The organism is Pseudomonas sp. RIT-PI-S (assembly GCF_025642975.1).
Lineage (GTDB): Bacteria > Pseudomonadota > Gammaproteobacteria > Pseudomonadales > Pseudomonadaceae > Aquipseudomonas.
This window is the reverse complement of the sequence record NZ_JANZKJ010000003.1, coordinates 350,454-369,506: the sequence shown is the minus strand read 5'-3', so window position 1 is coordinate 369,506 and position 19,053 is coordinate 350,454. Positions and strand designations below refer to the sequence as shown.

At 62.0% G+C, this 19,053-nt stretch carries 19 protein-coding genes and 1 pseudogene; 5 read left to right on the top strand and 15 right to left on the bottom strand.

The features are described from left to right. From OGL93_RS07765 to exbB, 3 genes and pseudogenes are all read right to left on the bottom strand, one after another. A pseudogene (locus OGL93_RS07765) lies at positions 1-342 on the bottom strand (energy transducer TonB); the annotation flags it as partial. Beyond that, on the bottom strand, positions 339-764 hold the full coding sequence (exbD, locus tag OGL93_RS07760; RefSeq protein ID WP_263261943.1) for a TonB system transport protein ExbD: 426 nt from the start codon (positions 762-764) through the stop codon (positions 339-341). The pseudogene OGL93_RS07765 and the gene exbD, both read right to left, overlap by 4 nt. 2 nt (positions 765-766) lie before the next feature. Continuing rightward, positions 767-1,687: a tonB-system energizer ExbB gene (gene exbB / locus OGL93_RS07755; RefSeq protein ID WP_263261942.1), complete on the bottom strand. Its 921-nt coding sequence runs from the start codon at positions 1,685-1,687 to the stop codon at positions 767-769. Between the two features lie 157 nt (positions 1,688-1,844). On the opposite strand from exbB, the gene OGL93_RS07750 reads away from it, so the two are divergent. Beyond that, positions 1,845-2,702, top strand: coding sequence for an SDR family oxidoreductase (locus OGL93_RS07750; protein ID WP_263261940.1), 858 nt, complete (start codon positions 1,845-1,847; stop codon positions 2,700-2,702). Here OGL93_RS07750 and OGL93_RS07745 read toward each other — a convergent pair. From OGL93_RS07745 to OGL93_RS07720, 6 genes are all read right to left on the bottom strand, one after another. Further along, positions 2,699-3,430 carry a hypothetical protein gene (locus OGL93_RS07745; RefSeq protein ID WP_263261939.1) on the bottom strand — a complete coding sequence of 244 codons (732 nt, stop codon included), beginning with the start codon at positions 3,428-3,430 and terminating at the stop codon, positions 2,699-2,701. The two genes, OGL93_RS07750 and OGL93_RS07745, sit on opposite strands and share 4 nt — an antisense overlap. Positions 3,431-3,484: 54 nt before the next feature. Continuing rightward, positions 3,485-3,865, bottom strand: coding sequence for a RidA family protein (locus tag OGL93_RS07740; RefSeq protein WP_263261938.1), 381 nt, complete (start codon positions 3,863-3,865; stop codon positions 3,485-3,487). A 35-nt stretch (positions 3,866-3,900) separates the two neighbouring features. Further along, complete coding sequence (spoT, locus tag OGL93_RS07735; protein WP_263261936.1) at positions 3,901-6,009, bottom strand: bifunctional GTP diphosphokinase/guanosine-3',5'-bis pyrophosphate 3'-pyrophosphohydrolase; 2,109 nt, start codon at positions 6,007-6,009, stop codon at positions 3,901-3,903. Between the two features lie 57 nt (positions 6,010-6,066). Then, positions 6,067-6,330 (bottom strand): DNA-directed RNA polymerase subunit omega, encoded by a 264-nt coding sequence (gene rpoZ, locus OGL93_RS07730; RefSeq protein ID WP_040260325.1) that lies wholly within the window; start codon positions 6,328-6,330, stop codon positions 6,067-6,069. 139 nt (positions 6,331-6,469) lie between these two features. Then, the gene (gmk, locus tag OGL93_RS07725; RefSeq protein ID WP_263261933.1) at positions 6,470-7,090 is read right to left on the bottom strand and encodes a guanylate kinase; all 621 of its coding nucleotides are present in this window, start codon (positions 7,088-7,090) and stop codon (positions 6,470-6,472) included. Between the two features lie 10 nt (positions 7,091-7,100). Next, positions 7,101-7,964 (bottom strand): YicC/YloC family endoribonuclease, encoded by an 864-nt coding sequence (locus tag OGL93_RS07720; protein ID WP_263261931.1) that lies wholly within the window; start codon positions 7,962-7,964, stop codon positions 7,101-7,103. Between the two features lie 205 nt (positions 7,965-8,169). On the opposite strand from OGL93_RS07720, the gene rph reads away from it, so the two are divergent. Further along, the gene (gene rph, locus OGL93_RS07715; RefSeq protein WP_263261930.1) at positions 8,170-8,892 is read left to right on the top strand and encodes a ribonuclease PH; all 723 of its coding nucleotides are present in this window, start codon (positions 8,170-8,172) and stop codon (positions 8,890-8,892) included. Between the two features lie 109 nt (positions 8,893-9,001). Here rph and OGL93_RS07710 read toward each other — a convergent pair whose 3' ends face one another. Beyond that, positions 9,002-9,781: an exodeoxyribonuclease III gene (locus OGL93_RS07710; protein WP_263261929.1), complete on the bottom strand. Its 780-nt coding sequence runs from the start codon at positions 9,779-9,781 to the stop codon at positions 9,002-9,004. Positions 9,782-9,862: 81 nt separating this feature from the next. Here OGL93_RS07710 and pyrE point away from each other — a divergent pair, with 81 nt between their 5' ends. Both pyrE and OGL93_RS07700 read left to right on the top strand, forming a co-directional pair. Next, complete coding sequence (gene pyrE / locus OGL93_RS07705) at positions 9,863-10,504, top strand: orotate phosphoribosyltransferase (protein ID WP_263261928.1); 642 nt, start codon at positions 9,863-9,865, stop codon at positions 10,502-10,504. A 2-nt stretch (positions 10,505-10,506) separates the two neighbouring features. Further along, positions 10,507-11,100 (top strand): DUF4124 domain-containing protein, encoded by a 594-nt coding sequence (locus OGL93_RS07700; protein ID WP_263261927.1) that lies wholly within the window; start codon positions 10,507-10,509, stop codon positions 11,098-11,100. Positions 11,101-11,152: 52 nt separating this feature from the next. On the opposite strand, the gene argB is transcribed toward OGL93_RS07700, so the two are convergent. The 4 genes from argB to coaBC form a co-directional block, all read right to left on the bottom strand. Next, positions 11,153-12,058, bottom strand: a complete 906-nt coding sequence (gene argB, locus OGL93_RS07695) for an acetylglutamate kinase (protein ID WP_263261926.1) — start codon at positions 12,056-12,058, stop codon at positions 11,153-11,155. 16 nt (positions 12,059-12,074) lie between these two features. Next, positions 12,075-13,472, bottom strand: a complete 1,398-nt coding sequence (locus tag OGL93_RS07690; RefSeq protein WP_263261958.1) for a phosphomannomutase/phosphoglucomutase — start codon at positions 13,470-13,472, stop codon at positions 12,075-12,077. Positions 13,473-14,707: 1,235 nt separating this feature from the next. Continuing rightward, positions 14,708-15,163: a dUTP diphosphatase gene (gene dut / locus OGL93_RS07685; protein WP_263261925.1), complete on the bottom strand. Its 456-nt coding sequence runs from the start codon at positions 15,161-15,163 to the stop codon at positions 14,708-14,710. 3 nt (positions 15,164-15,166) lie between these two features. Beyond that, positions 15,167-16,378, bottom strand: coding sequence for a bifunctional phosphopantothenoylcysteine decarboxylase/phosphopantothenate--cysteine ligase CoaBC (gene coaBC / locus OGL93_RS07680; RefSeq protein WP_263261924.1), 1,212 nt, complete (start codon positions 16,376-16,378; stop codon positions 15,167-15,169). A gap of 236 nt (positions 16,379-16,614) precedes the next feature. Here coaBC and radC point away from each other — a divergent pair, with 236 nt between their 5' ends. Beyond that, a complete protein-coding gene (radC, locus tag OGL93_RS07675) occupies positions 16,615-17,289 on the top strand; it encodes a DNA repair protein RadC (RefSeq protein ID WP_263261923.1) in 675 nt (224 codons plus the stop codon). Positions 17,290-17,349: 60 nt separating this feature from the next. Here the strand turns inward: radC and OGL93_RS07670 are convergent, their stop codons facing one another. Beyond that, the gene (locus OGL93_RS07670) at positions 17,350-18,936 is read right to left on the bottom strand and encodes an ABC transporter substrate-binding protein (RefSeq protein ID WP_263261922.1); all 1,587 of its coding nucleotides are present in this window, start codon (positions 18,934-18,936) and stop codon (positions 17,350-17,352) included. Positions 18,937-19,053 lie beyond the last annotated feature (117 nt).

The window sequence follows — 19,053 nt, the reverse complement described above, 5'->3', positions numbered from 1 at the left end:
AGGGGGCTCCGGGTCTGGCTTGGGCTGCGGCTTAGGAGGCTGCGGCTTTGGCTTAGGCTTGGGTTTGGGCACCTCGATAACCGGCTTGGGCGCTTCTACCAGCTTAGGCAATGGCTGCTCCTCTACCGGCCGTGGCGGCTGGACCACAGGTGGCGGCGGGACGGGCACTGGCTCTGGCAACGGTGCCAGCTCCATCATCATGGCCGGGGGCGGTGGCGGCACAGGCTGGGTGCTTTTCCAGTTGAGCGCTACCACGATGGCCAACGCATGGATCGCGAGCACCACGGCCAGGCTGCCGCCGTACCGGGTCACAACCGGCAAGGGACGACTCGCTGCAATCATTGCTTGCCTGCCGTCTCGAGGCCTACCAGCCCGACCTTCAGGTAGCCGGCGCCGCGCAGGGCGTCCATCACTTCCATCAGGTCGCCATAGTCCACGCCCTTGTCGGCCTGGAAGAAGATCGTGGTGTCTTTCTTGCCGTGGGTACGGGCGTCGAGCACCTGGCCCAGCGCGTCGCGCTCCACCGGGTCGTCGCCCAGGTAGAGGTGCTTGTCTGCCTTTACGCTCAGGAACACCGGCTTCTCCGGCCGCGGCGCGGGTTTGGCCGTGGAGGCGGGTAGGTCGACCTTGATGTCCACGGTAGCCAGGGGCGCCGCTACCATGAAGATGATGAGCAGGACCAACATCACGTCGATAAACGGGGTGACGTTGATTTCGTGGTTTTCGGCGAGTTCGTCCGCGCCTTCCTTAAGATGCAGGCCCATGCTTAACCTGCTTTGACCATATGGGTCTGGCTTGCACGCTCAACAGGCTGATGGTCCAGGTCGCGGCTGACCATCAGAAGCACTTGCGCGCTAGCATCGGCGACCTGCGCCTTGTAGCCGGTGATGGAACGGGCGAACACGTTGTAGATGACGACCGCGGGGATTGCCGCAACCAAGCCCAGCGCGGTGGCCAACAAGGCCTCGGCGATACCGGGAGCCACTACCGCAAGGTTGGTAGTCTGGGTTTTGGCGATGCCGATGAAACTGTTCATGATGCCCCATACAGTGCCGAACAGCCCCACGAAGGGCGCAGTCGAACCGATGGTTGCCAGCACCCCAGTGCCGCTGCTCATTTTTCGGCCGCAGGCGGCGACCAGGCGTTCGAGCCGGAAGCTCACCCGCTCTTTGATGCCATCCTTATCACGGGCGTTAGCCGATAGCTGTAGCTCTTCCAAGGCGTCCTGCACCAGCAAGTGAGCGAGAGTGCCTGGCTTGTTGGTGGTATCGGCGGCGGCCTTGAGGCTGCTGGCCCGCTTGAGGAGTTCGATCTCGCGGCGGAGGCGGCGTTTGGCACCCAGTACTTCCAGCCCTTTGGCAATCCACAGCGTCCAGGTGATGATGGAGGCGATGGCCAGCCCGATCATGACCGCTTTGACGACGATGTCGGCGTGCTGGTACATGCCCCACGGCGATAAATCATGGCCAAGGCCCAGGGTGGGGTCTCCTGCTACTGGCAAGTCTTCCGTTACCACCGGTTCGCTCCCCAGGGGGGCGGAGGCGGCAGTTGAAGTGCCTTCGGCAGCCGGCGTATCAGCGAAAATCGCTGGCGACACGGCAAGGCTTAGCAGCATAGCGAGAGCGCACAGGGCACGGGGCAGGAGGCGAAGCGTAGGGAGCGAAACCTGTAGCTGGGTAGAATTCATGCTGGCCGAACCTGAATAATGACGGTGGCGGTCCATGCAGGCTGATGGGCGCCGGGGCAAATGGTGCGTCATTATTGCAAGTAATTCTTAATAGCAGAAGCGATTGCGTCGGATTTTTCATTGTTTCCGGGCGGCGAAGCTGCAAACGAGGTGGGATATGACAGTTCCTAGGATATTGATTGCCGGCTGTGGCGACATTGGCGGCCGGGTGGCCCGGCAACTCCAAGGCGCTGGCTGGGAAGTTACAGGAGCCCGTCGCACCGTCTCCCGGTTGCCCGAAGGTGTCCGTGGGGTGTGTGCCGATTTCAGCCAGCCGGGCTGCCCGGACGGTTGGCCAGTGGTGGCGCCGGACTATCTCGTCTATGCCGTCGCTGCTGACCAGCACGATGAAGACGGCTACCGCCGGGCCTATCTCGACGGTTTGGCGAATGTGATGGGCTGGCTCAAGCAGCATGGCCAGACCCCGCGGCGGCTGATATTCGTATCCAGCAGCAGCGTGTATGGCCAGACAGACGGCGAATGGGTAGACGAGACCTCGGCGACACAACCGGCGGGATATTCCGGCCAAGTAATGCTCGAAGCCGAAGCATTGGCTGCATCAAGCCAGGCCCCGGCTACGGTGGTGAGGCTCACAGGCATTTACGGCCCAGGCCGCGAGCGGCTGATCAACCAGGCTCGGCAGGGAGTTTATGCAGCGCAACAGCCACCTCAATACGGCAACCGCATACATGCCGATGATGCTGCAGGGTTGATCGCGCACTTGCTGCGTGCCGACTGGGCAGGCACCGAGCTTGCGGGTTGCTACCTGGGGGTGGATGACTGCCCAGCGGCGCTGCATGAGGTGCTGGAATGGTTGTGCGGGCAGTTAGGTGTGGCGCAAACGTCCCATCAGGCTCCGCTGCGCCGTACCGGCAGCAAACGCTGCAGCAATGCGCGCGCGCGGGCCATTGGCTGGGCGCCGCGTTACCCCAGTTTCCGTGAAGGGTACGCCGAGTTGCTACAGGGTATGGCCTAGCGGTGTAAACGCCAGACGACAGGCCCTGGGCGAAGGCTGGGCATTTCATCAGCCGCGGCTTGGTTGGCTGCCTGGAAAATATCCAGCTGACCGTCGCCGCGTTGCAGGATGTACGCATTACCTTGCGTGCCGCTTTGCAGCCAGATGCTGTCGAAGGCACCGCTCATGGCGGCGCAATCCCCGCCGAGGCAAAGTGCGTAGCGGTCAATGCCGGGTAGGCCCTCGACGCGGCCGTCGGGCAGAAAATGCACCTTGGCACCGGTACCTTCACCTTCGTCGATATTCCAATCGCCGCCCATATAGGCCTCATACAAGCGGTGTTCGAAACTAGCGCCTGGCGCCGAAGCGGGCTGCCCTGCCTCGGTACGAACAAAGCTTTGTTGCGCAGCGGTATCGCTGGCGGCTTGTACGAGAGTTTTCCCGTCGAGGGCTAGTGATTCTGTACCGTTGCCGTAGAAGCTGACCTGCCACTGGCCTTTCCCGGTGGCCGTCAGGCTACCCTCGGCGACCTCGAAGCCGTTGCTGGACGTCGCCTTGCCGGCGGCCGAATCGATCTGCCATTCCAGTGTCGGGCCCATGCCCAGCAATGCCTGGCGCAGGTTGCCGCCCTTTACTGCCGCCTCGATGGCGCTTTCGTTGATCCACACCCCGGCCACGTCAGCGGAATGGCTGGCGCAGCCACTCAGCAGTGCGGCCAGCATGGGGATCGCCACTAACAGGGTGCGCATGAAAGATCCTTGCAGATGAGGGCGGCGGCAAGCCGGCTGGCCGCCGCCACAGGTTCACTCCAGAACCAAGATGGCGTCCATTTCCACCTGCGAGCCCTTGGGCAGGGCAGCAACGCCGATAGCGGCGCGTGCAGGGTAAGGTTGCTGGAAGTAACGGCCCATGATTTCGTTCACCGTGGCGAAGTTGCTCAGGTCGGTGAGGAAGATGTTCAGTTTGACGATGTCCTTGAAGGAGCCGCCAGCGGCTTCAGCCACGGACTTGAGGTTTTCGAACACCTGGATGGTCTGCGCTTCGAAACCTTCAACCAGCTCCATGGTGCTAGGGTCCAGCGGGATCTGGCCCGACATGTAGACGGTATTGCCCGCCTTGATGGCCTGGGAGTAGGTGCCGATGGCCGCTGGGGCCTTGTCGCTGTGAATGACGCTCTTGGTCATGAAATGCTCCTTGAATTTTACGAGACGCCGCGGCCTTAAGCTCGCATGCGGGTGATACGAATAACGCCGTTGAGCGCGCGCAACTTGCGGATCACGCGGGCCAAGTGAACCCGGTCGTGAACGCTGACCACCAATTGAACGACGCTGGTGCGTCCGTCGCGCTCGTCCATGCTGATTTTCTCGATATTGCCGTCGGCCGCATTCACGCTGCTCGCCAGCAAGGCGATGAGGCCGCGCTGATGCTCAAGCTCCACGCGAAGCTCCACGTTGAATTCGCCGCTGACATCCTTGGCCCAGGCCAGCTGGATGCACTTTTCTGGGTTATGGCGTACTTCACTGATGTTCCGGCAACTCTCCAAATGCACGACCATGCCCTTGCCGGCGGACAGGTGGCCAACGATGGGGTCGCCGGGGATGGGCGTACAGCACTTGGCGTAGCTGAGCACCAACCCTTCGGTGCCGCGAATCGCCAGTGGGCTTTCGCTGCTGGGCGACGCCTCACCTTCACTGGCCTGCAGCCGGCGGGCGACCACGTAGGCCATACGGTTGCCTAGGCCGATGTCCTCGAGTAGGTCCTCGATGACCTCCAGCCGGTATTCGGCCAGCAGATGCTGCACGCGTTCGGCAGGGATTCGGTCGAGGGACGTCTCGAAACCATTGAGCACTTTGTTGAGCAGGCGCTCACCCAGGCTGACGGATTCGGAGCGGCGTTGCAGTTTGAGTGCATGCCGGATGTGCGTACGCGCCTTGCCAGTCACCACGAAGTTCAGCCACGCAGGGTTTGGCCTGGCCCCCGGCGCGCTGACGATTTCCACCGTCGAGCCGCTTTGCAGCGGTTCGGACAACGGCGCCAGGCGGCGATTGATTCGGCAAGCGATGCAGCTGTTGCCCACGTCGGTATGAACCGCATAGGCGAAGTCCACCGCGGTGGAGCCTTTGGGCAGCTCCATGATCTTGCCCTTGGGCGTGAACACGTAGACCTCGTCAGGGAAGAGGTCGATCTTCACGCTCTCGATGAATTCCAGGGAGTTACCCGCGCGCTGCTGCAGCTCCAGCACACCTTTGACCCATTGGCGTGCCCGGGCATGGGTGCCTTTCGGGAGCTCGTCGTCGTTGGATTTGTACAGCCAGTGGGCGGCGATGCCGTTATTGGCCATCTCTTCCATCTCGCGGGTACGAATCTGGATTTCGATCGGCACACCGTGCATGCCAAACAGCGTGGTGTGCAGGGACTGGTAGCCGTTCGCCTTGGGAATCGCGATGTAATCCTTGAAACGACCGGGTAGCGGCTTATACAGGTTGTGCACGGCGCCGAGCACGCGGTAGCAGGTGTCGACCTTGTCGACCACGATACGGAACGCGTAAACGTCCATGATCTCGTTGAAGGCGCGACGCTTGCCGCGCATCTTCTTGTAGATGCCGTAGAGGTGCTTCTGGCGGCCGCTCACGTCGCCGGCAATGCCGTCCACGGCCAGGCAATTGGCGAGGGAATGTTCGATCTTGGCGACCAGCTCCTTGCGATTGCCCCGGGCGCGTTTCACCGCCTGGTGGATGCGCTCCGAGCGCATCGGGTGCATTGCCTTGAACCCCAGGTCCTCGAATTCCACGCGCACATTGTGCATCCCCAGCCGGTTGGCGATGGGAGCGTAGATTTCCAGGGTTTCCTTGGCAATGCGTCGGCGCTTTTCACCGGACAGCACTTCGAGGGTGCGCATGTTGTGCAGGCGGTCGGCCAGCTTGACCAGAATCACCCGGATGTCCCGGGCCATGGCCATGGCCATCTTCTGGAAGTTCTCGGCCTGGGCCTCGGCCTTGGTCTCGAAGTTCATCTGGGTCAGTTTGCTGACACCATCGACGAGTTCGGCCACGGTTTCGCCAAACTGTGCGCAGAGCGCTTCCTTGGCGATGCCGGTATCTTCGATTACGTCATGGAGCATGGCGGCCATCAGGCTCTGATGGTCCATGTGCATGTCCGCGAGAATGTTCGCCACCGCCAGTGGGTGGGTCACATAAGGCTCACCGCTACGGCGGCGCTGGCCGTCGTGAGCCTGTTCGGCGTAATAGTACGCTCGGCGGACCAGATTGACCTGGTCCTTGCCGAGATAGGTCGACAAGCGTTCGGCGAGGACATCTATGCCTAGCAAGGAAAAACCTCCAGCCAGGATGGCGCCTTCGCCGCGGGGGGTCGACAGGGCATGCGCTTAAACGGCCTCGTTGGCCTCGTCCTCGAACGCAGTGAACAGCGGCTCTTCATCGACGATCTCAGCCTCAGCGATTACATCGTAATCGACCAGGCCAGCGGCGATCTCGCGCAGGGCTACCACGGTGGGCTTGTCGTTTTCCCAGCCTACCTTGGGCTCCTTGCCGCCGGTTGCCAGCTGACGGGAGCGCTTGGTAGCGAGCATGACCAGCTCGAAGCGGTTATCGACATGTTCCAGGCAGTCTTCAACGGTCACGCGGGCCATGGTCTTCCTCGTACAAATACAGTGAGCGCCCGCCTGAGCGGGGTAGCGGACTCGACAGTTTAAAAAATCACCAGCCTGAATGGAAGGCCCGCTGCGATATGAACGGGGTTTTCTTCACCCGCTGGTCCGTTGTGATCGCCTAGGCGAGCAATCCTTGCAGCAGTGCCTCATGGCGAGTTTGCTGCAAGCGCTGGCTCAACCGGTTGGAGCGGAAGATGGCCTTTAGGTCGCTCAGGGCCGTGGCGAAGTCATCGTTGATCACCAGGTAATCGTATTCGACGTAATGGCGCATTTCGTTGACCGCTTCGCGCATGCGCCCTTCGATGATCTCGTCGCTGTCCTGGCCGCGGTTTTTCAAGCGCTGGCGCAAGGCTTGCTGGGACGGCGGCAGGATAAAGATCGACCGCATGCCAGGCATCAGCCGGCGCACTTGCTCGCCGCCCTGCCAATCAATTTCCAGGATCAGGTCCTGGCCAGCATCCAATGTTTGCTGCAGGCTGGTTTTCGAGGTGCCATAGAGGTTGCCGAACACTTCGGCCTGCTCGAGGAAGTCGCCATGTTCGATCTTCGCCATGAAGGTCGCGCGGTCGACGAAGTGGTAGTTCACCCCATCGGTTTCACCGGGGCGCATGGCGCGAGTGGTATGAGAAACCGACACGCGAATGTCGGCTTCGGCGTCGATCAGCGCCTTGACCAGGCTGGTCTTGCCAGCGCCAGAGGGCGCGGAAACGATATAGAGGGTGCCGGGTGTCGGTTTCATGGAAATAGCCTTACTCAATGTTTTGCACTTGTTCGCGCATTTGTTCGATCAGCACCTTCAGGTTCACCGCGGCTTGAGTGCTGCGCGGATCGAAAGCCTTGGAGCCGAGGGTATTGGCTTCGCGGTTGAGTTCCTGCATCAGGAAATCCAGACGGCGCCCCGCCGCGCCTGGGCTGGCGAGCACCCGCCGCACTTCTCGCACATGCGTGGTGAGGCGATCGAGTTCTTCGGCCACGTCACTTTTCTGCGCCAGCATCACCATTTCCTGCTCCAGCCGTGCCGGGTCCAGCTCTGCCCGCAGCTCGGCAAAGCGGTCGAGAATCTTCTGGCGCTGGGTGGCAAGCATTTGCGGTACCTGTTCGCGCAGTGCGCTGATGTCTTCAGCCATGGCGTCGAGCCGGTCGTTGATCAGGCGGGCCAGTTCCGCGCCTTCGCGTGCTCTGCCGGCTTTCATTTCCTCAACTGCTTCGGTGAACAGCGCCAGCGCGCTGGCTTGCAGCGCCTGTGTGTCGACGCTTTCGCTGACCATCACGCCTGGCCAGCCCAGCACGCGTAAAGGGTCGATCTGAGCGGGCTGGGCGATCAATGCCGCCACTGCCTCGGCTGCCTGGATGAGCTCGCCGGCACGGGCCAGGTCGAGCCTCGGCGCTTGGCTGCTGGGCTCCTCGTCAAGGCGCAGCGTGCACTCTACCTTGCCCCGCGAGAAGCTTGAGCGCAGCGCTTCGCGTACCGCGCCTTCGAGGTCGCGGAAGGCATCCGGAAGGCGGAGGTGAGGCTCCAGGTAGCGATGATTGACCGAACGCAGCTCCCAAGAAAGGGTGCCGTGGGCCCCGGCGCGTTCAGCCCGGGCAAAGGCGGTCATGCTGTGAACCATGGAAGCGAAACCTCGTGGTGGCGGCGGAGCTTGCGCGCCTTGGAACGGTAAAGGCGCAAGAGTGTACCTCAACCCGGGCCCGGCTCCCATCGCGCGACCACCAGGCGGCGGTGCCCCGCGTGTCGCCCCGGGCTATTTAAATACCTGCGTGGGCGGTAGGGCTTTATACTGTCCGGCAGTTTTTCAATCCGTACAGGTAGCCCAGATGAAACGTCCTAGTGGTCGCGCCGCCGATCAGCTCCGCCCGATCCGCATCACCCGCAATTACACCCGGCACGCCGAGGGTTCGGTGCTGGTTGAATTCGGTGATACCCGGGTGATTTGCACGGTGAGCGTCGAGAACGGCGTGCCGCGCTTCCTCAAGGGCCAAGGCCAGGGTTGGCTGACCGCCGAATACGGGATGCTGCCGCGCGCCACTGGGGACCGTAATCAGCGCGAGGCCAGCCGAGGCAAGCAAGGGGGGCGCACGCTAGAGATCCAACGGTTGATCGGCCGTTCGCTGCGGGCTGCACTGGACATGACCAAGCTGGGCGATATTACCCTCTATGTGGACTGCGACGTGATCCAGGCCGACGGTGGTACCCGCACTGCCTCGATCACTGGCGCCATGGTCGCGCTGGTCGACGCGTTGAAAGTGATCAAGAAGCGCGGTGGGCTCAAGGCAGGCGACCCGCTCAAGCAGATGATCGCCGCCGTTTCGGTGGGCATGTACCAAGGCACGCCTGTGCTGGACTTGGACTACCCCGAGGATTCCGCCGCTGAAACCGACCTCAACGTGGTGATGACCAGCACTGGCGGCTTCATCGAGGTGCAAGGTACCGCCGAGGGTGCGCCATTCCAGCCCGAGGATCTCAATGCCATGCTGACCTTGGCCCGCAAGGGTATGGTCGACCTGTTCGAAATCCAGAAAACCGCGCTGGAAGACTGAGCCGGGCGGAAGTTATTCGCGGGCTGTAAACGGCAGCTCGCGGGCTTCGCCCGCTCCCACATGTTCGAGGTGCAGGAGCGGGCGAAGCCCGCGAACGAAGCGGCCCTGCTTAGATGGTCAGCGTCCAGTCGTAGTCGACAATGAACGGTGCGTGCTGCGAGAACCGGGGCTGGCGGGGCAGCCGGGCGCTGCGCACGAAACGGCGAAGGCCGGGTGTCAGCAATTGATAGTCGAAACGCCAGCCCAGGTTGAGCATCTCGGCTTGTTCGCTATCAGGCCACCAGCTGTACTGGTCCCCTTCGCGGCTGACTTCCCGCAGCGCGTCCACATAACCCATGTTGCCGACGATCTCGTCCATCCAGGCGCGTTCTGGCGCCAGGAAGCCTGGGGACTGCTGGCTGTCGCGCCAGTTTTTGATGTCTAGTTTCTGCTGGGCTACGTAGAGCGAGCCGCAATAGATATATTCGCGCCGCTTACGGCGTTGTTTATCCAGATAGCGGGCGAAGTCGTCCATCAACTTGAATTTTTGGTTCAGCTCTTCATCGCCGCCGCGCCCGGAAGGGAACAGCAGGGTAGCGATACTGACCTTGTCGAAATCCGCTTGCAGGTAACGGCCGAAACGGTCCGACGTTTCGAACCCCAGGCCGCTGATGATCGCCTTGGGCTGCAACCGCGAATAAAGCGCGACGCCACCTTGGGCCGGGACTTCAGCGTCGGCCGCATAAAGGAAATAGCCATCGAGCTGATAAGCGGAATCGTCCAGTTCGAACGCCGAGGCGCGGGTATCCTGCAAGCAGATCACGTCGGCATTCTGGGCTTGCAGCCAGCTGAGCAAGCCTCGCTCGACAGCCGCCTGAATCCCATTGACGTTCACACTGATGATCCGCATAAATGGCCCCAAAAATCTCGTGCGTGTATGATACCCGAGGTCAAGTTATTTAGCTAAATCCGTGGTATTCAGGACTTTTACATGCAAGCCTACCAGCGTGACTTCATTCGTTTTGCCATCGAGCGGGGCGTGCTGCGCTTCGGTGAGTTTACTTTGAAGTCTGGGCGCACCAGTCCTTACTTCTTCAATGCCGGCTTGTTCAATACCGGCTCCGCGCTGGCTCGACTGGGCCAATGCTATGCATCGGCGATCGTCGACAGCGGCCTGAACTTCGACGTGCTGTTCGGCCCCGCATACAAAGGCATCCCGTTGGCCTCGGCAACGGCGGTGGCCCTGGCGGACAAACACGCGCGGGACGTGCCCTGGTGCTTCAACCGCAAAGAGGCCAAGGACCACGGCGAAGGGGGCAGCCTTGTGGGTGCTCCGCTCAAGGGCGATGTACTGATCATCGACGACGTGATCACCGCAGGGACCGCCATTCGTGAAGTCATGACCATCATCCAGGCCGAGAACGCCCGCGCTGCGGCGGTACTTATCGCGCTCAACCGCCAGGAGCGTGGGAAAGGGGAGCTATCGGCCATCCAGGAAGTGGAGCGTGACTACGGCATTCCGGTAGTCAGCATCGTGTCGCTGGATCAAGTGCTCGAATACCTTGCCGAGGACGCGCAGCTCAAACAGCACCTGCCGGCCGTCGAAGCCTATCGCGCACAGTACGGAATCTGACCATGACACGCAGCCTTGCAGGTGTTTTGGGGCTATTGGTCCCCATTGCCGCCGTGGCTGCGCAACCATCGTTGCCCGTGCAGCTGTACCGTTACACGGATGACCGAGGCGTGGTGGTGCTGGACCGCCAGGGCGTACCGCCAGAGTTCGTTTCAAAGGGTTATCAGATCCTCAACGCTCAGGGGCGTGTACTGCAAACCGTTCCGCCGGCGCCCACGGCGCAGGAGCAACAGGCCAGCTCGGCCAAGCGCGCCCAGGCTCAGGCCGATGCCAAGCTACGCGCGATGTACAGCAGTGTGGACGACCTGGAACGGGCGCGTCAGCGCCAGCTGGGAGAAATCGACGGGATGATCGCCCAGGCCAATGGCAACTTGCAGACCCTGCAAGCTCAGCAGGCCTCCTTGCAGGGCGAGGCTGCCAATCAAGAGCGCAATGGGGTGGCCGTCGCTCCGATGGTGCTCGACCAGCTCGAAGCGATACGCCAGCGCCGGGCAGAGATCAACGCTCAGATCGAGCGATATCAGCAGATGCGTGCAGATGCCAACCGTTCATTCGACACGGACAGGGCGCGGCTACAGCAATTGATTGAGCCTTGAAGCCCGACAGCTCGCATGCCCCGTGGAGCCTGCGAGCCGGTAACGCCGCGGGTCAGTGACGCTTGCGGTTACTGATCAAGGTACCCACACCGCTGTCGGTGAAGATCTCCAGCAACACGGCATTGGGCACTCGGCCATCGATGATGTGCGAGCTGTTCACCCCGCCTTGCACCGCTTCCAGTGCGCAGCGGATCTTCGGCAACATGCCGCCGTAGATGGTGCCGTCGGCGATGAGATCGTTGACCTGTTCGGTAGTGAGACCAGTCAAGACGTTGCCGCTCTTGTCCATCAAGCCAGCGATATTGGTCAGCAGGATCAGCTTTTCGGCCTTGAGCGCCTCAGCCACCTTGCCGGCAACCAAATCAGCGTTGATGTTGTAGGACTCGCCATCCACGCCCACACCGATTGGCGCGATAACGGGAATGAAATCGCCCTTGACCAGCATGTTCAGCAGGCCGGTATTGACCCCGCTGACCTCGCCAACCAGGCCGATATCGATGATTTCCGGCTTGTCCATGCCGGGTGTCTGCCGCGTCACCGTCAGCTTGCGAGCGCGGATCAGTTCGGCATCCTTGCCGGTCAGGCCGATGGCACTGCCACCGTGCCGGTTGATCAGATTGACAATGCTCTTGTTGACCTGGCCACCGAGAACCATCTCCACCACGTCCATGGTTTGCGCGTCGGTTACGCGCATACCATCGATGAAGTGGCTTTCGATATCCAGGCGCTTGAGCAGATCGCCGATCTGCGGCCCACCGCCATGCACGACCACCGGGTTGATGCCCACGGCCTTCATCAGGACCACATCGCGGGCAAAGCCGGTTTTCAACTCCTCGCTTTCCATAGCGTTGCCGCCGTACTTGATCACCAACGTCTTGCCGACGAAGCGTCGGATATACGGCAAGGCTTCGGACAGTACCTTGGCGACGTTGGTGGCGGCATCACGTTCGAGGGTCATGCAGGGCTCCTGTGGGTTAGAACGGTATTTTTAAGTCCGGGGATACCCGGATCAGTTGCTCGCGGAATACGGCCTTGATGCGCTCCAGCTCGGCTTCATCTTCAGCCTCGAAACGCAGCACCAGCACCGGGGTTGTGTTGGAGGCACGAACCAGGCCCCAGCCTTTGGGGTAATCCACCCGAACACCGTCGATCTTGTTCAGGCTGGCATCGCCCCATTGCGCGTCTTTTGTCAGCGCTTCAATGATGCTGAATTTAGTCTCTTCAGTCACATTGATGTTGATTTCTGGGGTGGAGATGTCGTTCGGGAAGCGAGCGAATACGGCTTCGGCGCTTTCTTGCTTCTGGCTCAGGATTTCCAGCAGGCGAGCGGCGCTGTAAATGCCGTCATCAAAGCCGAACCAGCGCTCCTTGAAGAACACATGGCCGCTCATTTCGCCGGCCAACTGGGCGCCGGTTCGCTTCATTTCTTTCTTGATCAGCGAATGGCCGGTCTTGTACATGACAGGGCGGCCCTGATAGCTCTCGATCAGAGGCTTGAGGCGGCGGCTGCATTTAACGTCGTAGATGATATCTGCGCCGGGATTGCGCGACAGCACATCCTGCGCGAACAGCATCAGCAGGCGATCTGGGTACACCACATTGCCTTCGTTGGTCACCACGCCCACGCGGTCGGCGTCGCCATCGAAGGCCAGGCCCAGGTCCGCCCCGGTTTCCTTTACCTTGGCGATCAGGTCTTCAAGGTTTTCCAGCTTGCCCGGGTCCGGGTGATGGTTGGGGAAATTACCGTCGACATCGCAGAACAGCGGGATCACTTCGCAGTTCAACTGCTCGATCAGCTGGGGTGCAATCACACCGCCCACGCCGTTACCGCAGTCGACGACGACTTTGAGCTTGCGGGGGACAGCGATGTCTTTCTGGATGTAATCGTTGTATCGAGTGAGGATATCGACCTTCTCGATGCTGCCTTGGCCGCTGGCCAGGTCGTTGTCACGAATACGTTCATACAGCTTCTGGATCTGTTCATTGGCCAGGGTGTCGCCAGCGATGATGATCTTGAAACCGTTGTAGTTGGCTGGGTTGTGGCTACCGGTGAGCATTACACCGGATTTGCCCTTGAGCACGTTCGCAGCAAAGTAGAGCGCGCCAGTGGGAACCATGTCCACGTCGCTGACATGGCAGCCGCTGTCGGCAATGCCCTGGATCAGTTGGGCAACCAGCTCGGGGCCGGACAGGCGGCCGTCACGGCCTACCGAGACGTTGGGTTCGCCTTGCGCCAGGCTTTGCGTACCAATGGCACGGCCGATCCAATAGGCGGTTTCGGCGGTCAGCGTCTCGTTATGGATGCCGCGGATGTCATACGCGCGGAAAATGCTGGCGGGAACCTTGGGTGCGACTTGTGCAATGCTGTTCATAGCGGGGGTATGCTCCATTCGCAGGAAGTCCTGGTCGGCGTCGAGAATGCCAACGCCGAGTACGTCAGTCTGTTGAAACGGCGGCCGTGTACCGTCTGGCTCGGCTGAGCGGTAAGGTTCGGCTGCCGGGGCACTGCGAGTCGTAATGCCGTTGGGGTCAGGCGCCACCAGTGCGCCGGGGTCAGCTTGGCGGTCTCGCAGCGAGAAACGGGCCAGGGCCTGGGCCAACCCGTTCAGCTCCGCAAGGCTCAAACTGAACGCTTTGACGGTTTTTCCGCTCGAGAGTTCTTGAACCAGTTGGTTCAATTGTCGGGCGTCGTCTCGCAGGCGCCCGCGCAGGCCGCGAACTACCATCAGCATTGCCGCCCAGAAGGCCGCGCCGGCGATTACCAATGCCGCCAGCGCCAGGCCAATCGACACCCATGGTAAAGGAGCGTCGTAAGCGCTGCCTGGGGTGAAGCGAAGGGTCCAGTTGGGGTTTGCGATATCCAGTGCGTATGGGCGCGCGGAACCAGGCGTGCCGCCTTGGTAAAGGACTTGTACCGGGCCATCGCCGAAGCGCTGCTGCAGTACCAGCTCGCCTGCTTGCGCTGGCAGCTCGGGTAGCCCACGCAGGGCGCGTTGCAGGTCCAGGGCCATCAGCACGGTACCCACTACCTGCTGGCTACCGGGTGCACGCACCGCGGCCACGCTGTAGATCAGCCAGCGCTGGCCGGCCCGCTGGGCCTCGATCGGTGGCATGGCGCCGGCCTCGCTGCGCCGCAGCAGGTCCAGCGCGGCGAAGGTGAAAGGCGCGGCGCGGGTGTCGGTGGGTTCCCCTTGGCCCACTGGGGTAAGGAATGCATCGACCACTGCGTCGCGGTAGCGCAAGCCCGCTTCGGCATTGCGCAAGCGGGCGTTGTCGCCGCTTTGCAATGCCGCCGCCAAGGCGGGGTCGTTGGCAGCGGCCTGGGTGTCAGCGGTGATCTGGGCGAAGGCCTGGCGGAGGGTGGCGGCCTGCGCCGAGGCGGCCGATTGCGCCAGCTGCCAGCGCCAGGCCTGCTGCGACGGGCCGGGCTGGCCGATCCACAACAGTAGCGCGGCTACCAGCAGCCCCGCCGCAGCGGCTATGAGGCCAGGGCGTAGCAGTTGCAGGTCAGTAGCGCCGTCGGTGTCGGAGGGCGCCTTGGGGGCTTGTCCAGTAATGCCTTTCACAATTACTCCTTGTATTGTCCTGAAGGCCTGCCTAAACGCTGTCAGTGGCTCCCTGAATGCCCGAACCCGCCGGCGCCACGCTGACTTTGATCAAACGCTTCGACCACTTCGAAGCGCGCCTGCACCACAGGTACCAGCACCAGCTGGGCGATACGTTCTCCGACCTTTATTTCAAATGAAGTATTGCCGCGGTTCCAGCAGGACACCATCAGCTCGCCTTGGTAATCGGAGTCGATCAGCCCTACGAGGTTGCCGAGCACGATCCCATGCTTATGGCCCAGGCCGGAGCGAGGCAGGACCAGCGCCGCCAGCCCTGGGTCGGCGATGAAAATCGACAGGCCGGTGGGTATCAGCAGGGTCTGGCCCGGCTCCAGGGTAGTGTCGGCCGGCAGCATGGCCCGCAGATCAAGGCCGGCGGAGCCAGGGGTGGCATAGTCGGGCAGCGGAAAATCGCTGCCCAGGCGTGGATCGAGAATTCGGGCTTGCAGGGCGTGCATGGGCTATTGAACCTGATGGATGCGGGTGGCGATAAGCGCGATCAATTGTCGCGCGATCTTGCCTTTGCTGGTCTGGGGAAGCAGTGTTTCAGTGAGTTGGCGATCGATCACGCTACAGGCGTTTTCCTCGCTGTTGAAGCCGATGCTGGGGTTGGCAACGTCGTTGGCCACGATCAGGTCGAGGTTCTTGTCGCGCAGCTTGCGCGCGGCGTAGTCCAGCAGATTTTCAGTCTCGGCGGCGAAACCGACGCTGAACGGGCGGTCTGCGCGCCCCGAGAGCGTGGCGAGGATGTCTGGGTTGCGCACCATGCGCAGCAGCAGGCCATCGCCCGTGGTTGGGTCTTTTTTGAGTTTCTGCGCGGCGATCACTTCCGGTCGGTAATCCGCCACCGCCGCCGAAGCAATGAGAATGTCGCAGGGCATCGCGGCTTCGCATGCAGCTAGCATATCGCGGGCGCTGACCACATCGATGCGGCTGACCCGATCAGGCGTGGGCAGGTGCACCGGGCCTGTGACCAAGGTAACTCGGGCGCCGGCCTCGACCGCCGCCTCAGCCAGAGCAAAGCCCATTTTTCCGGAGCTGTGGTTGGTGATGTAACGCACCGGATCGATGTTTTCCTGGGTCGGGCCAGCGGTGATCAACACATGCTTGCCGGACAGCGCCTGGCGTTGGAAGCAATCCGCGGCAAGCTGTGCGAGGTCCGCGGGCTCGAGCATTCGGCCCAGCCCCACGTCGCCACAGGCCTGGCTTCCCGACGCTGGGCCGAAGACCTTAAGCCCACGCCCCTGCACGGTCGCCAGGTTGGCCTGGGTAGCAGGGTCGCGCCACATGGCCTGGTTCATCGCCGGGGCCAGCGCGACCGTGGCGTCGGTCGCCAGCACCAGGGTGGTCAACAGGTCATTGGCCAGCCCTTGGGCTAGCCGGGCGATCAGGTCGGCCGTTGCCGGGGCGACCAGTACCAAGTCAGCCCAGCGCGCCAGTTCGATATGGCCCATGGCAGCTTCGGCCGCCGGGTCGAGCAGGTCCAGGTGCACCGGGTGCCCCGAAAGCGCTTGCATGGTCAGCGGGGTGATGAATTCACTGCCGCCACGGGTCATGACCACCCGTACTTCTGCGCCCTGCTCGAGGAGCCGACGAACCAGCTCGGCGCTTTTGTATGCGGCTATGCCGCCGCCGACGCCGAGAACGATGCGTTTTCGATACAGCCGCTGCATGGGGCCTGCCTTAGTCCGCTTGATTGGGTGTGTAACGATCGGAAATGAACCTTCGCGCGACAGCCACGCAGGGCTAGAAGCGCCGGCCCATAGGCCGCCCACGGGTTATGGGTGTCACCGCCGCCGGTGTTAGCCCCCGGCCATGACGGCGCCGGCCATCGTGCAAAAAAAGTTGGGCTAAGATAGCACAGCGCCTGCGATGGAACAGCGGCGCCCAAGGCTGACAAGGAGAGGATATGGCCATTCGAGACTGGCCCGCGGCGGAGCGCCCGCGGGAAAAACTGCTCAGCCGGGGAGCGCAGACGCTCTCCGATGCAGAGTTACTCGCGATTTTTCTGCGTACTGGGGTCAAGGGCTGTAACGCCGTCGAGCTGGCCCGGCGGCTGCTTGATGAGCTGGGCGGGCTGCGTGGCTTGTTGCAGGCCGATCTGCCCACGTTCAGCGGTCACCTCGGCCTGGGCGAAGCCAAATATGCCCAATTGCAGGCAGTGCTCGAGATCGCTCGGCGTCACCTGGCTGAACAGCTACGCCGGGACTCGGCGCTGGAAAACTCCACTGCAGTGCGCGACTACCTGAAGGCCATGCTGCGCCACGAGCCACATGAAGTTTTTGCCTGTCTTTATCTGGATGCGCGCCATCGAGTCTTGGGGTTCGAAGCGCTGTTCCAAGGCTCCATCGACAGCGCCAGCGTGTATCCCCGGCAGGTGGTCAAACGGGCGCTCGCGCACAATGCCGCGGCGCTCATCCTCTGTCACAACCATCCGTCAGGCGTGACCGAGCCCAGCCAGGCGGATTGCCGCCTCACCCAGCGTATAAAGGAGGCATTGGCCTATATCGATGTGCGAGTGCTGGACCATTTCATCGTGGGCGAGGGGGAGCCGCTGTCCATGGCGGAGCTTGGGTTGATGTGAGCCCGCGGTTACGGCTTCGCGGGCTTTGCCTACTCCCACAGGGGGAGCCGGCGTTGGCGATCAGTCAACGCTCACATGGGAGAAGTCTTGCCGGCCGAAGGGGCTGGGCTGGTAGCCTTTCAACCCTTTTGCGGCCAGCACTGTGACCTCTGGGTGTGCCAAGGGCAGCCACAACGCCTGCTGCTGGATCAGCCCCTGGGCCTGGCGATACAGCTCGCTGCGGTCTGCCTGGGTCGCGCCGGCCTTGCCCTTGGTAATAAACCCGTCCAGGGTCGGGTCGCAATAGCGTGCGAAGTTTGTCCCAGACGTGACCGCCGCACAGGAAAACTGTGGGGTAAGGAAGTTATCCGGATCGCCGTTGTCGCCGGCCCAGCCCATGAACAGCAGATCGTGCTCGCCGGCCTTGGCGCGGCGGATCAGCTCGCCCCATTCGAGGATGCGGATCTCAGCCTTGATGCCCACTTGAGCGAGGTCGGCCTGCAACGCCTGAGCGCCTGCCGTCGGGTTGGGGTTGAGCAGGCTACCACTGGGTCGGGTCCAGAGCGTGGTGCTGAAACCCTCTTTGAGGCCGGCGTCGGCAAGCAGCTTGCGCGCCTTGGCTGGGTCATGGTCATACAGGTGCGAATCACCGGCGTAACCCCAGGTATTGGCCGGGTAGATGCCATTGGCGGGTTGAGCCGTACCCTCGAAGACCGCCTTGAGGTAATTGGCCTTATCGAAAGCGAAGTTGATAGCTTGCCGCACCTGCGGCTTGTCCAGCGGTGGATGTTGGGTGTTGATCGCCACAAAAGCGGTCATGAAAGCGGCGGTGCTGAACACTTGCAGCTTGGGATCAGCCTTGGCTGTGGCGATATCCTGCGGCTTGGGGGAAAGCGTCAGTTGGCACTCGCCGGCACGCAAACGCTGCATCCGCACGCTCGGGTCCGGGCTGATGGCATAGATCAGCGGGTCGACCGCGGGTTTGCCAGCGAAATAATCCGGGTTCGCCTTGAAGCGCACCTGAGCGTCTTTCTGATAGCGCACGAAGACGAACGGGCCGGTACCGATAGGCTGGCTGTTCAGTTTTTCAGGAGTGTCGGCCTTCATCAGCTGGTCGGCATATTCGGCCGAATAGATAGAAGCGAAGCCCATGCTCAGCGTCGCCAGGAAGGTTGCATCCGGGTGGTCGAGCACAAAGCGCACGGTGGATGCGTCAGGCGTGTCGATCTGTTTGACCAGGCTGGGCAGCTGCATGGACTGCGCATGGGGAAAGCCGCTTTGCGCCACCTTGTGCCATGGGTTGGCGGGGTCGAGCATGCGCTTGAAGCTGAACGCTACGTCCTCCGCTGATAACTCGCGGGTAGGGGTGAAGTATTCCGTGGTATGGAAATGCACGCCCTTGCGTAGGATAAAGGTGTAGGTAAGGCCGTCGGCGCTGACCTCCCACCGGTCCGCGAGGCTAGGTACCACCTTGCCTGCCTTGGCGTCGAAGTCCACCAGGCGGTTCATGAGCACGTCGGCCGATGCGTTCGTCGTGGTCAGGGAGTTATACTGCACCACATCGAAGCCTTCCGGGCTGGCCTCGGTGCAAACGGAAAGCGGGTTTGCCTGAGCAGTGGCGCAGGCGCCGAGTACTGCGAGCAGCAGTGGAGTGAACGCAAGACGCATGGTCGATTCCTTGGCTTTCGGGAGTGGGCCATCTGCCGGTGCAGTCTGGAAAATCCTACCCTAGAGATCTCGTTTCGTTTTCGCCATTCAAATTTTCGCTCCGGCTCGACGGACGGC